13 protein-coding genes are annotated in these 12,855 nt (G+C 61.5%); 1 reads left to right on the forward strand and 12 read right to left on the reverse strand.

Annotated features, from left to right (window positions below; genetic code table 11):
* Positions 1 to 4: 4 nt before the first annotated feature.
* From ICI42_RS01155 to ICI42_RS01195, 9 genes are all read right to left on the reverse strand, one after another.
* The gene (locus ICI42_RS01155) at positions 5 to 661 is read right to left on the reverse strand and encodes a S24 family peptidase (RefSeq protein WP_188162709.1); all 657 of its coding nucleotides are present in this window, start codon (positions 659 to 661) and stop codon (positions 5 to 7) included.
* Between the two features lie 91 nt (positions 662 to 752).
* Entirely contained in the window at positions 753 to 1,055 is a 303-nt protein-coding gene (locus ICI42_RS01160) for a type II toxin-antitoxin system RelE/ParE family toxin (protein ID WP_188162710.1), read from the reverse strand.
* Entirely contained in the window at positions 1,045 to 1,251 is a 207-nt protein-coding gene (locus ICI42_RS01165; protein ID WP_188162711.1) for a hypothetical protein, read from the reverse strand. The genes ICI42_RS01160 and ICI42_RS01165 overlap by 11 nt, the downstream gene beginning before the upstream one ends.
* Positions 1,252 to 1,313: 62 nt before the next feature.
* Positions 1,314 to 1,859 (reverse strand): thioesterase family protein, encoded by a 546-nt coding sequence (locus tag ICI42_RS01170; protein WP_188162712.1) that lies wholly within the window; start codon positions 1,857 to 1,859, stop codon positions 1,314 to 1,316.
* A gap of 10 nt (positions 1,860 to 1,869) precedes the next feature.
* The gene (locus ICI42_RS01175; RefSeq protein WP_188162713.1) at positions 1,870 to 4,092 is read right to left on the reverse strand and encodes a 3-hydroxyacyl-CoA dehydrogenase NAD-binding domain-containing protein; all 2,223 of its coding nucleotides are present in this window, start codon (positions 4,090 to 4,092) and stop codon (positions 1,870 to 1,872) included.
* A gap of 192 nt (positions 4,093 to 4,284) precedes the next feature.
* A complete protein-coding gene (locus ICI42_RS01180) occupies positions 4,285 to 5,493 on the reverse strand; it encodes an acetyl-CoA C-acetyltransferase (protein WP_188162714.1) in 1,209 nt (402 codons plus the stop codon).
* A gap of 24 nt (positions 5,494 to 5,517) precedes the next feature.
* Positions 5,518 to 5,970, reverse strand: a complete 453-nt coding sequence (locus ICI42_RS01185) for an OsmC family protein (protein ID WP_188162715.1) — start codon at positions 5,968 to 5,970, stop codon at positions 5,518 to 5,520.
* A gap of 5 nt (positions 5,971 to 5,975) precedes the next feature.
* Positions 5,976 to 7,148 carry an acyl-CoA dehydrogenase family protein gene (locus tag ICI42_RS01190; RefSeq protein WP_330999083.1) on the reverse strand — a complete coding sequence of 391 codons (1,173 nt, stop codon included), beginning with the start codon at positions 7,146 to 7,148 and terminating at the stop codon, positions 5,976 to 5,978.
* Positions 7,149 to 7,213: 65 nt separating this feature from the next.
* A complete protein-coding gene (locus ICI42_RS01195) occupies positions 7,214 to 9,001 on the reverse strand; it encodes an acyl-CoA dehydrogenase C-terminal domain-containing protein (RefSeq protein WP_188162716.1) in 1,788 nt (595 codons plus the stop codon).
* A gap of 224 nt (positions 9,002 to 9,225) precedes the next feature.
* On the opposite strand from ICI42_RS01195, the gene ICI42_RS01200 reads away from it, so the two are divergent.
* The gene (locus ICI42_RS01200) at positions 9,226 to 9,864 is read left to right on the forward strand and encodes a glutathione S-transferase family protein (protein ID WP_188162717.1); all 639 of its coding nucleotides are present in this window, start codon (positions 9,226 to 9,228) and stop codon (positions 9,862 to 9,864) included.
* A 30-nt stretch (positions 9,865 to 9,894) separates the two neighbouring features.
* Here ICI42_RS01200 and ICI42_RS01205 read toward each other — a convergent pair whose 3' ends face one another.
* The 3 genes from ICI42_RS01205 to ICI42_RS01215 all read right to left on the reverse strand — a co-directional run bounded on the left by ICI42_RS01205 (position 9,895) and on the right by ICI42_RS01215 (position 12,635).
* Positions 9,895 to 10,347, reverse strand: a complete 453-nt coding sequence (locus ICI42_RS01205) for a MerR family transcriptional regulator (RefSeq protein ID WP_188162718.1) — start codon at positions 10,345 to 10,347, stop codon at positions 9,895 to 9,897.
* Positions 10,348 to 10,629: 282 nt separating this feature from the next.
* Complete coding sequence (locus tag ICI42_RS01210) at positions 10,630 to 10,932, reverse strand: STAS domain-containing protein (RefSeq protein WP_188162719.1); 303 nt, start codon at positions 10,930 to 10,932, stop codon at positions 10,630 to 10,632.
* Positions 10,932 to 12,635 carry an MBL fold metallo-hydrolase gene (locus ICI42_RS01215; protein ID WP_188162720.1) on the reverse strand — a complete coding sequence of 568 codons (1,704 nt, stop codon included), beginning with the start codon at positions 12,633 to 12,635 and terminating at the stop codon, positions 10,932 to 10,934. Before ICI42_RS01215 ends, ICI42_RS01210 begins: the two co-directional genes overlap by 1 nt.
* Positions 12,636 to 12,855 lie beyond the last annotated feature (220 nt).

Below are 12,855 nucleotides of genomic sequence, written 5' to 3' on the forward strand. Positions count from 1 at the left end.
CGCCCTACTGGCTCGCCCAGACGATGCGGGCAATCCACTCCATGCGGGCGATGGGAATGTGCCGGTCGGGATGCTCGGGATTGAGCGAGACGAGGTCGACGCCGGCGGCATTCTGCCGCTCCAGCACCTTGGCCATGACCTCGCCGTCCAGCGTCTTGACCACGACGCGGTCACCCTTGCGGATCGGAGCCGCCGGTTCCACCACCAGCACGTCGCCATTGCGGTAAAGCGGCAGCATGGAATCGCCCTGGACCTGGAGAGCGTAGGAGTTTTCCGTCGCCTGCCCCGGCAGTTCGATCAGGTCCCAGCCCTGGCCGACCGGAAATCCGGCATCGTCGAAGAAACCGCCGGCGCCCGCCTGCGCGAAGCCCAGCAGGGGCACGCCCGAGGTCTGCCGCGCAGATGCTACACTGACCGAGAGCGCCGCCGTCCGGCCCTCGACGAAGCCGATGAACTCGTCGAGCGAGGAGTTGGTCGCCTCGATGATCTTGGCGAGCGATTCCGTGGACGGCCAGCGCGGCCGCCCATCGACGGACAAGCGCTTGGATTTGTTGAAAGCGGTCGAATCCAGCCCCGCCTTCTTGGCAAGGCCGGAGGGGGAAAGCGAATAGCGTTCGGCCAGCGTATCGATCGCGGCCCAGACGCGTTCATGGGAGAGCACCGTTCCACTCCCTTCCATCAACAGGAAAAAATACCTTTTTGGTATATCGCCCGATTTACGATTTGTCCACCATGCTGAAGCGCAAAGATACCTATTCCGTAGGGAGTTGCCGGTGGATATCTCGCGCCGAATGCAAGATGCGAACGATCTGCAATTCTTCGTCCGCGATCCGGTAAAAAATCACGTAGGGAGAGACAGTCCACTTTCTCAGGCCTCTGCGCTTGGGCAGCAGTACGGGTGCACCAACATAAGGCCGCTCTGTCAGCATCATCGCTGCTTTTTCAAAACGCAGGATCATGCGCTGGGCTGCGAGTGGACTTTCAACAGAGATGAAGGCTTCGATTTCGGCTAGGTCACGTTCCGCCAGCGGTGCGAAAATCAGCCTATAGGCCATGTTTGGCCTTCAGAGAGGCGAAAACAGATTTTCCATCGCGCATCTGCCCGGCATCCAGTTCCGCCAATCCGGCGTCGAGATCGTCTCGAAGCGCAAGATAATTATGGATGTAGTGAAGCAGCTGATCGCCGAGTTGTTCGCGCAGTTCATCCGGCAACTGCTCGGCTTCCTTGAGTGCTCGCTCCAGCTTGGTCATCGCCGATCCTCTTGTGCAAGCGAAGATAGTCCTCAAAGCGTCGCAGTAAAAGAGGAACCTTCTCAGCCGCCCTTCGCCACCGCTCTCAGGCGCTTGTGCGAGGCAGTGAAGATTTCCTCCTCCTCGCTGTAGCCGCGCGGTGCAACCGGGTTCACGCCGAGGGCCTTAAACAGATCGTCAATCGCGACGAAACGGCGGTTGGCGCGGTCATAGACGCCCGCACTGGTCATGATGACGGCGGCCGTCTCGCCGGTGTCGAGCACGAAGCGGTGCTTGCCGATGACCTCTGTGCCGTCCCAGGTTTCGATGGAGGAGAAAACGTCGAAGCGCCGCCACAGCCGGATTTCGCGCACGAACACCGTCTGAAGCCCGCCCAGCATCGGCGCCCAGCGCTTCTCCCGCGCCACCTTGATCAGGCCCGACCGCAGGAAGATGTCGATGCGGCCGAGATCGGCCAGCATCATGTAGCGCGCATTGTTGAGATGCATGTTGGTGTCGATATCCGTCGGCAGGCAGCGGAACGACAGCCTGCTTTCATCGCCCAGCGCATAAGGGCCGCGACGGGATGCCGTCGCGGCCATACGGGCCATTCTCGCCCAGACATACATGCCGCCGTCCTTACGCCGCCTTCTTGGCGTCGCCCTTCGCATAGGGATCGAAGCGCTGGTAGAAGGTTTCGCCCGTCTCGGCCATGTCGAGCAGAAGTTTCGGCGCCTTGAACTCGACACCGTATTTCTTCTGCAGATGCTTGGCGATCTTGGCGAATTTCTTGGCGCCGATCCCGTCGATGTAGGACAAGGCACCGCCCGTATAAGGTGCGAAGCCGAAGGCCAGGATCGAGCCGACATCCGCCTCGCGCGGGTCGGTGACGATGCCCTCCTCCATCACGCGCACCGCTTCGAGAGCGATCACCGCCAGCAGCCGCTGCTTGATCTCTTCCACGTCGACCGTGTCGGGGTCGCGCTGCGGATACAGATCCTTGAGGCCGGGCCAGAGCTTCTTCTTCGCCGGCTTGGCCGGGTAATCGTAGAAACCCTTGCCGTTCTTGCGGCCGAAGCGGCCATGGGTGTCGACCAGCGTGTTGATCAGTTCCATCTGCTTGGGATCGACGGCCTTGTCGCCGAGATCGCGTATGGTCTGCTTCATGATCTTCTGGGCGAGGTCGACCGCGGTCTCGTCGGTCAGAGCCAGCGGGCCGACCGGCATACCGGCCATTTTCGCCGCGTTCTCGATCATCGCCGCCGGGATGCCCTCGATCAGCATCTTGTAGGCTTCCGACATGTAGCGCAGCACGCAGCGATTGACATAGAAGCCGCGCGTGTCGTTGACCACGATCGGCGTCTTCTTGATGGCGCGGACGTAGTCGATGGCAACCGCCAGCGCTTTTTCGCCCGTCTTCTTGCCGAGAATGATCTCGACCAGCATCATCTTGTCGACGGGCGAGAAGAAATGGATGCCGATGAAGTTCTTCGGGCGCTTGGAGTTCTGCGCCAGCGACGAGATCGGGATGGTGGAGGTGTTGGAGGCAAAGATCGCCGCCGGCTTGATCACGGCCTCCGATTTCTCGGTCGCGCCCTTCTTGACCTCGGAATCCTCGAATACCGCCTCGATGACGAGGTCGCAGTCATTGAGGTCGGCATAGTCCGCGGTCGGCGTGATCAGCGACAGGAGCTTGTCCTTGTCCTCGGCCTTGGCGCGCCCCTTCTTGATCTGGTCGGAGATCAGCTTGTCGGAATGGTCCCTGCCCTTGTTGGCGGCTTCCGTGTCGCGGTCGAGAAGCACCACCGGAATGCCGGCCTTCGCCGTGACATAGGCAATGCCCGCGCCCATGAAGCCGGCGCCAAGCACGCCGATCTTCTTGAACTGGGTTTCCGGCACGCCTTCGGGGCGACGTGCGCCCTTGTTGAGCTCCTGCAGCGACACGAACAGCGAGCGGATCATCGCCGCGGCCTCGCGGGTCTGCATGATCTCGGTGAAATAGCGCTGCTCGATGCGCAGGCCGGTTTCGAACGGGACCAGCAGGCCTTCGTAGGCGCATTTCAGGATCGCCGTGGCTGCGGGATAGTTGCCGAAGGTCTCGCGGCGCAGGATCGCCACCGCGGGCGGCCAGAGATTGGCGCCGGCAGCGGAATAGACTGGCCCGCCGGGCAGCTTGAAGCCCTTTTCGTCCCAGGGCTGCACGCCCTTGAGACCGCCCTTGATCAGGCCCTTGGCCTTCTCGATCAGTTCGGAAGGCTCGGCGATCTCGCTAATCAGGCCCATGCCCTTGGCCTTTTGCGGCGTGAGCGTCTGGCCGGAGGTCAGCATCTGCAAAGCGGACTGCGGATCGGTCAGGCGCGTCACGCGCTGGGTGCCGCCGGCGCCGGGGAAGATGCCGACCTTGACCTCGGGAAGCGCCATCTTGACCTTGTCGGAGTTTGCCGCAACGCGGCCATGGCAGGCCAGCGCCAACTCGAACGCGCCGCCCATGCAGGTGCCGTTGATGGCCGAAACCCAGGGCTTGCCGCTGGTTTCCAGCTTGCGCCACAGCCAGCTCATACGGCCGGCATTGTCGAACAGAAGCTTGGCCGCCGCCTCGGGATCCTTCTTCTTTTCCTTGGCAAAGAGCGTCAGCATTTTCTGCAGCATGGTGAGATCGGCACCGCCGGAGAAGGTCTCCTTGCCGGAGGTGAAGACAGCACCCTTGATCGCACCGTCGCCGGAAACCCGGTCGATGATGGTGTCGAGCTCGTTCATCACCTCTTCGGTGAAGACGTTCATGGAGCGGTCGGGCATGTCCCAGGTGACGAGCGCGATGCCGTCTGCGTCGATGTCGACCGTGAAATTCTTGTAATCAGCCATTGGAGAGTTCCTCCTTGAAACGGTAGCGGCGGGGCCGCGGTTTCCCTCCCCTCAAGGGGAGGGTGGCGAGCGAAGCGAGACGGGTGGGGTTACCCAATGCCGCGCTCGGCCTCATTTTTATCCGTCGAGCGTGGCCTAACGACCCCACCCGCTGCGCGGACCACCCTCCCCTCAAGGGGGAGGGAAACCCCGCTAAACCCTCTCGATAATCGTCGCGGTGCCCATCCCCGCGCCGATGCAGAGCGTCACCAGCGCGGTGTTGAGGTCGCGGCGCTCGAGTTCGTCCAGCACCGTGCCCAGGATCATCGCGCCCGTCGCGCCGAGCGGGTGGCCCATGGCGATGGCGCCGCCATTGACGTTGATCTGGTCATGCGGAATGTCGAAGGCCTGCATGTAGCGCAGCACGACCGAGGCAAACGCCTCGTTGAGTTCGAACAGGTCGATGTCGGAGAGTTTCATCTTCGCGCGCTTGAGCAGCTTTTCCGTCACATCGACCGGTCCGGTGAGCATCATCACCGGATCGGAGCCGATATTGGCGAAGGTGCGGATGCGCGCACGCGGCTTGATGCCGAGCGTTTTCCCCGCTTTCTTCGAACCCAGCAGGACAGCAGCGGCACCGTCGACGATGCCTGACGAGTTGCCGGCATGGTGGACGTGGTTGACTTCTTCCAACTCCGGATAGCGCTGGATGGCGACCGCGTCGAAGCCGCCCATTTCGCCGGGAATGGTGAAGGACGGCTGCAACTGGCCCAGCGACTGCATGTCGGTCGTGGGCCGCATGTGCTCGTCACGGTCCAGGATGGTCAGGCCGTTCTGGTCCTTGACGGGGATCACCGAGTTCTTGAAATAGCCCTTGTCCCAGGCATGGGCCGCGCGCTTCTGGCTTTCGACGGCATAGGCGTCGACATCGTCGCGCGAAAAGCCGTAGCGGGTGGCAATGACATCGGCCGACACGCCCTGCGGCATGAACCAGCCGGGAATCGAAACGGAGGGGTCCATGTACCAGGCGCCGCCCGACATGCCCATGCCGACGCGCGACATGCTTTCGACGCCGCCGGCGATGACGATTTCATCGGCGCCCTGAGCTATCTTGGATGCGCCGAAATTCACCGCATCGAGGCCCGAGGCGCAGAAACGCGAAATCTGCATGCCCGGCGCCTTGGTGTCGTAGCCGGCCTCGAAGGCGGCCGAACGCGGGATCACCGAGCCGGCTTCGCCGACCGGATCGACGCAGCCGAAAATGATGTCGTCGACGACGGAGGTGTCCAGGCCGTTCCGATCCCGTACGGCTTCCAGCGTCTTGGCGGCGAGCCTGACGGCCGGCACTTCGTGCAGCGAGCCGTCTTTCTTGCCGCGTCCGCGCGGGGTGCGCACCGCGTCGTAGATATAAGCGTCAGCCATGGCGGCATTACCTCCTGAAATCTTTTATTGCGGTTCGATGACCACTTCGGTTTTTACCGAATTGGCAATGAAGCAGGCATCATGGGCCTGCTCGTGAATGTGCGCGAGCCTGGACCGGTCGCCGTCGCATTCGACGGCGGGCCGCAAGGTCACGCGGGTGATGGCCGTCTTGCCCTCGGCGTTCTTTTCCATGAAGCCCTCGGCCGTGTCGCGATAGGACAGGATTTCCAACCCGGCGCGGCGGGCGAGATCGAGAAACCAAAGCATGTGGCAGGACGATAGCGAGGCCACGAACATCTCTTCGGGATCAACCGCCGCTTCCGACGAAAAGGGCAATGGGACGACCGAGGGAGAGGCGGATGCAATCAGGGTCGTGCCGCCGTCGAAGGCGATTTCATGCACGCGCGTGTAACGGCCGAGGGTGAAATGATCGCCCTCGTCCGGCTTCCAGCTGACTTCCGCCGTGAAGACCGACATGTGCCTTACAAACTCCTGGCGATGAGAAGTTTCATGATCTCATTGGTGCCGCCATAGATGCGCTGGACGCGGGCGTCGCGGAACATCCGGGCGATGGGGTATTCGTTCATATAGCCATAGCCGCCGAACAGTTGCAGGCACTGGTCGACCACCTTGCCCTGCAAATCGCTGAGCCAGTATTTGGCCATCGACGCCGTTACCGGATCGAGACCGCCGGCGAGGTGACGGGCGACGCAATCATTGTAGAAGACGCGGCCGATGGTGACCTCGGTCTTGAGTTCGGCAAGCTTGAACTGGGTGTTCTGGAAATCCAGAACCGCCTTGCCGAAGGCCTTACGCTCCTTGACGTAGTCGATGGTCAGCGCCAGCGCGCGCTCGCACATGGCAATCGCCGTGGTGCCGATCTGCAGGCGTTCCTGCGGCAGTTGCTGCATGAGCTGGACAAAGCCCTCGCCCTCGACCGTGCCGAGCAGGTTCGAGGTCGGCACGCGCACATCGTTGAAGAACAGTTCGGATGTGTCGTTGGATTTCAGGCCGATCTTGTCGAGGTTGCGGCCGCGCTCGAAGCCCTCGACCTCGTCGGTCTCGATGACGATCAGCGAGGTGCCCTTGGCGCCCTTGGCGGGATCGGTCTTGGTCACCAGCACGATGAGGTTGGCCAGTTGGCCATTGGTGATGAAGGTTTTCGAGCCGTTGATGCGGTACTGGTTGCCGTCCTTCTCCGCCCGCGTCTTGACGCCCTGGAGGTCCGAGCCGGCACCGGGCTCGGTCATGGCGATGGCGCCGATGAGTTCGCCCGAAGCCATCCTGGGCAGCCACTTCTGCTTCTGCTCCTCGGAGCCGTAATGAAGGATGTAAGGCGCCACGATGGAGTTGTGCAAGGCGATGCCGAAGCCGTCGACGCCGACATGGCTGATCGCCTCGATGATCGCGCTCTCATGCGCGAAGGTGCCGCCCGAGCCGCCATATTCTTCCGGCATGGAGGCGCAGAGCAGACCGGCCGAACCGGCCTTCTTCCAGCTTTCGCGGTCGAAGATTTCCTTTTTCTCGAACTCTTCGTAGCGCGGCTCGATTTCCTCGCTGAGGAAGCGGTGGGCCATGTCGTAGAGCATGCCGACTTCATCATCGACCCAGGCAGGCTTGGGCAGGCCAAGAATGTCGGCGGGAGCAGTCGTCACGTCATTTCCTCCACTGCATGACTATTTTTCAGCCTTTATAGGTGGGCTGCGACCGGCAGGTCCACTTAAAAGGCCTCCGCCGGCATCAACATCATGGTTGTGGAACCGCTGGAAATGCGGGCCAGACGCGCCGATGTCTCGGGCATGACGCGTTCCATGAAGAAGCGCGCCGTCACCAGCTTGCTTTCGTGGAAGTCGGACTTGCCCTCGGCAAGCTTTTCCTGCGCAACCTTGGCCATGCGGCCCCACATATAGCCGAAGGCGACGAGGCCGAAGAGGTGCATGTAGTCGGTGGATGCCGCACCCGCATTGTCGGGGTTGGACATGCCGTTCTGCAGCAGCCACATCGTGGCGTTCTGCAGGTCGTTCAGCCCTTTCTTCAACTGTTTGGTATAGGGCGCCATCGCCTCATCGGAGCGGTTGGCCTCGCAGAACTCGCCGACTTCCTTGAAGAAGGCCTGTACCGCGCGACCGCCATGCATGCCGAGCTTGCGGCCGACCAGATCGAGCGCCTGAACGCCGTTGGCGCCCTCATAGATCATGGCGATGCGGGCATCGCGCACAAACTGGCTCATGCCGTGCTCTTCGATATAACCGTGCCCGCCGAACACCTGCTGCGCCATCACCGCATGGTCGAAACCCTTGTCGGTGAGCACGCCCTTGAGTACCGGGGTCATCAGGCCGACATTGTCGTCGGCGGCCTGGCGTTCCTTCTCGTCTTCCGACCGATGGGCGATGTCTGCCTGCAGCGCGGTCCACAGGATCAGCGCGCGACCGGCCTCGGTGATCGAACGGATGGTCAGAAGAACGCGGCGGATGTCGGGGTGGACGATGATCGGATCGGCCTTCTTGTCAGGCGCCTTGACGCCCGTCAGCGAACGGCCCTGGATACGGTCCCTGGCATAGGACACGGCGTTTTGATAGGCGATCTCGGCAATCGAAAGCCCCTGCAGCGCAACGCCCAGCCGCGCCTCGTTCATCATGGTGAACATCGCCTTCAGGCCGCCATTCTCAGGGCCGAGCAGATGGCCGGTGGCCTCGTCATAATTCATGACGCAGGTGGCGTTGCCGTGAATGCCCATCTTCTCCTCGAGCGAACCGCAGGAGACGCCATTGCGCTCGCCCGGCTTGCCTTCGGCATCGAGTTTGAGCTTGGGCACGATGAACAGCGAAATGCCTTTCACGCCCTCCGGCGCACCCTCGATGCGGGCCAGCACGAGGTGGACGATGTTCTCCGCCATGTCATGCTCGCCGGCCGAAATGAATATCTTCTGGCCGGAAATCTTATAGGAACCGTCGCCGTTCGGGACGGCCTTGGTGCGCAGCAGGCCGAGATCGGTGCCGGCATGCGGCTCGGTCAGGTTCATGGTGCCGGTCCAGGTGCCGTCCACCATCTTGGGCAGCCATTTCGCCTTCTGTTCCTCGGTGCCATGCACCAAGAGGGCGGCGATGGCGCCCTGGGTCAGGCCCGGATACATCATCAGCGCCATGTTGGCCGATGACATATATTCGCCGACCGCGACGTGAACGCTATAGGGAAGCCCCTGCCCGCCAAACTCCTCGGGAACCGCGAGGCCCATCCAGCCGCCTTCGCGATATTGGTCGAATGCTTCCCGGAAGCCTTTCGGCGTCGTCACCGACCCGTCGGGCGCACGCTTGCAGCCCTCGATATCGCCGACCCGGTTGAGCGGATGCATCACATTCTCGGACAGCTTGGCGCCTTCCTCGAGAATGGCTTCCAGCACATCCCCGCCCGCATCGGCGAAGCCCGGCAGATTGGCGTAACGGCCATAGCCCAGCACGTCGTTGAGAACGAACAGCGTATCCTGAACGGGCGCCTTGAATATGGGCATGGTTTCCTCCGGGTGTTTTGCCTGCGGATGCGAAGCGACTGATGTCAGCCGTCCGGCTTCCTCTCAAAAATATTGACGTTTGCGTAAACGTCAATACGCCAGAGCGTCATTTTTGCTGAAGAGGCGTTCTTGTCCGAGACACTTGTCCCGAGCATGCGGTGTTCATGGTATGGCATTGCAACGACCGCGCCCTTCTCGGCCTCGCGCAGGACTGTCAGGATACGATGAACAAGCCAATACTTTATGGCAGCGGCTACAGCGTCTATGTCCGCTCCGCTCGCCTTGTGCTGATCGAGAAGGAAATCGAATACGAGTTGGTGCCCATCGACATATTTGCGAAGGATCGACTGCCGAGCAACTATGTCGACCACCATCCCTTCGGTCGCATACCCGCCTTCGACGATGCGGGATTCCGCCTGTACGAGACCGGAGCTATCACGCGGTACATCGACGAAGCATTCCCTTCCAACCCGCTACAGCCGACGACCGCGCAAGAGCGCGCCCGCGTCAATCAGGTCATAAGCATCGCCGACAGCTATATCTATCCGCATCTCGTTTGGGGATTTTACGTCGAGCAGGTCTCCAACCCGCAACAGGGCAAGGCTACCGCCGAAGGAAAAATGGCAGAGGCGCGCATCGCCGCACCGATCTGTCTGAAGGCGCTTTCCGATCTGATGAATGGCAAGCCATGGCTAGGCGGAACCAACCTGACGCTCGCCGACCTTCATGTCGCGCCGATGATCGACTACTTCCTCATGTCAGACGAAGCACACCGGCTGTTTGAGACCTTTCCCGATCTTGCATCGTGGTGGTCGCGTATGAGCCAACGCGCCAGCATGAAAATGACGAAACCTTCCAGCTAGGAAGGCTTCGTCAAGCTCGGAAAGCTCCGCTCAGTTCGCGGCGGCGGATTGCGGCGCGCGTTCTGCGAGCATGCGGCGCACGGAGGCTGCGGCGCCCGTGAGGTCGGCAATCGCGTCATCCAGCAGCGCACGCTGCTTGCCCAGGCGGACGAGTTGCTTCTCGGATTTTTCCAGCGCCATGCGCAGCTGCTTCACATTCGTCCCCGCCGGGTCGTAAAGATCGATCATCTGCTTGACCTCGCGCAGCGAGAACCCGACCTTGCGGCCGAGCAGGATCAGCTTGAGGCGAACCTGGTCGCGACGCGTGTAGAGACGCGTGCTGCCTTCGCGGCGCGGATTCAGCAGGCCCTTGTCTTCGTAGAAGCGCAGCGCCCGCAAAGTGACACCGAAATTCCGGGCCATTTCGCCGATACGCATGAAGTCTTCGACAGGCAATTCGCGACCATGGGCCGCTGTCTCTGCGACAAACATCTGTTGGGTCATCATCTACTTTCCCCGGCTCGCGCGTCACGACTTGGGACTGCGCCACACGGCAGCGTCGGGGTTACGCTGTCGTCGATTGGTTTCACATATCAGAACAAAAGAGAGTATCTTACGTTTACGTAAGGATATAGTCGTCTTTCGTTTCTGGTTCAAGATGGTTTCTGATCGTGTCGAGTAGCGCAAGCATGCGACAGATACTATTCTGGATGCGACGTAGGCCCTTCAAAAAACGTCCCCACTTCCGCTGCGTAGAGACATGAGCCCGGAGATGGACAGGCCTCCTCAAACGATCATGAAGACCGAGGAAAAGCCGGAGATATCGAACACTTCGCGCACATTGGCGTGAAGATTCGACAACGACAGCTTACGTCCCGAGGCGTTCGCCTTTTTGGCGGCAACGGTCAGCGCACGGAGGCCTGAACTCGCGACATAATGAACGCCTGACATATCGACCACGATATCCGAAGAAGCCTTGCCGATGAGATCGAGCATGAAGTCCTCGAAGACTTTCGCGCTGGTCACATCCAGCCGGCCGTCGAGATGAACCACGGTGCGGTCGGCGACCTGCCGCGAAGTGATGTCCATTATCCTGCCTCTTGTTCATCCAAACGGCGCCGATCGGCGCTTCGACCGGTCTGCGCCGCAAGCGGAAAACCGATCACGATCTTGTCGGCCTCGACCGCGAACTGCCCGCCGATCTGTTCCATGGCGCGTTCATAAAGCCTCGCGCGGATGAGCGGAAACCCCTTTCCGTTGCCGTCGGCCGCGATATGCAGGGTTATCCTGCCGCCTTGCTCCGCCATATCGATGGCGATGGCCTTCGCGGCACTTCTGGATGCCAGCGTCTCCAGCGTCGACAGAAGGATATTCTGGAACCGCGCACCATCGGTCACCACCTCGCCGGCGAAAGGCGCGTCGTCCTGGCCGCCGCTGATCTCGATCGCGCAGCCGCGCAGAACCGACCCGGATGACAGGTTGATCACCAGAAGCCGGCGGAACTCGTCCGCGTCGTCGCTGGCGGCCAGAAAATCCTCGGCACTGACCGGCAGGGCCTGCTCACGACGAACGAGATTGCCGACAAGCTCAAACAATGCGACGCGCTCCATATTGGCCTGGAAGGTCAGGCCGCGGATGGTCTGCAGGAAGGCATCGATCAGATGTTCGGCGCGGGAGGCGAGCGAGTGCATGCTGCTCTCGGTATCGGTCAGCACACGACGGAGGCGTCCCATCGTGCCGGCCGCCTTCATCGCTACAGAAAGCTCTGGCTGTCCGCCTTGTGCGAAGGAGCGGCAGAATTGCCGAAACTCGGCGATCTGGGTCTCGACATCGTCGACATCCAGCAGCTTCGCCAGCCGCTCGGCTTCCTGCTGCTCCTCGAGATTCTCAAGATGAAGTGCGACGAGCATCAGGCGTGCGCCGATCAGCGTGAAAATGCGCTCGATCTCCTGCAGCAATTCGACCGCGAACTGCCGGAGCAGCGTGATGCGATCCTCATCCATCTCGGCAATGCCGTTCAGTGTCGACAGCTGCTTTTCCGTGGCGGCCAGCGCGCTGAGTGCCGCGGTCCCCGTCAGGGCATTGCCATGTCCGAGCCAGCAGGTGGCGATGTCGTGCCGCTCGATGAGATGGCGGATCAGCCTTGTGGAATAGAGCAAGCCGTCGCCGCTCCAGCCCGACAGACCGGCGAGACCGGGACTGGCGCCGAAGGTCACGTCGCCGATGATGAGGTGTCGGCCGATCCGGAAGGTACAGCTGCAGGTCGAATGGCCCGGTGTGGCATAGATCTCGATCTCGTGTCCGTCATGCAGCGGAAACAGCTCGACCTGCACCAACGCCCCGTCAGGCCCATCGCGCCATTCCCGGCGCAGGCCCGGCGCCGGATCGGCATCGAACAGGACGGCATCGACCGGCAAATCCGGCAGGACGACGTCGCGATAAAGGATCGCAAGCGTGTGGTGACGGTCCTTTTCCCGGAGAGCCAAAGCGCCTGCGGCGTGGAGGATGGTCGTCGGGCGTTCGCTTCCCGTGACCAGCCGCTCCACCGCGCCGAAATGGTCGAAATGCGCATGCGTCAGAAACAATATCGTCCGACGCGGAGTTTGCGCCAGCACATCGGCTATCTCAGCATTGAGGGCGTCGATCTGCGCGGCACTCGCTCCGGGATCGAAGACAAGGAGCTGGCTGGGAGTCCGCACAAGATAGGCATTTGAATTGGTGATCGACGGTTTGTTGATGATGGCGAAGATGTCCGCCCCTTCCACGCCGTCGACCGGCAGCCATTCCGCCATGAAGTCCCGCCCTGTGTCTCGCGCCGTCGCGCAGCTTTCGGGGACCCTAGCGATTGAGGCTACCGCGTCAATCGTGACGCCGGCTGCCGCTGCGGCACGTCCTGAGAGAAGACCCGATCCGCATGACTTTCTTAAGCTTGGTTAACATCTTGTTTACCACGTTGGGCGAAAGGTGGGTTCGTCGGCATATCGTGATCATCAGGTAGTGATTTGTTCACGG

This window comes from Oryzicola mucosus (assembly GCF_014534685.1).
In the GTDB taxonomy this organism is placed as follows: Bacteria; Pseudomonadota; Alphaproteobacteria; order Rhizobiales; family Rhizobiaceae; genus Oryzicola; species Oryzicola mucosus.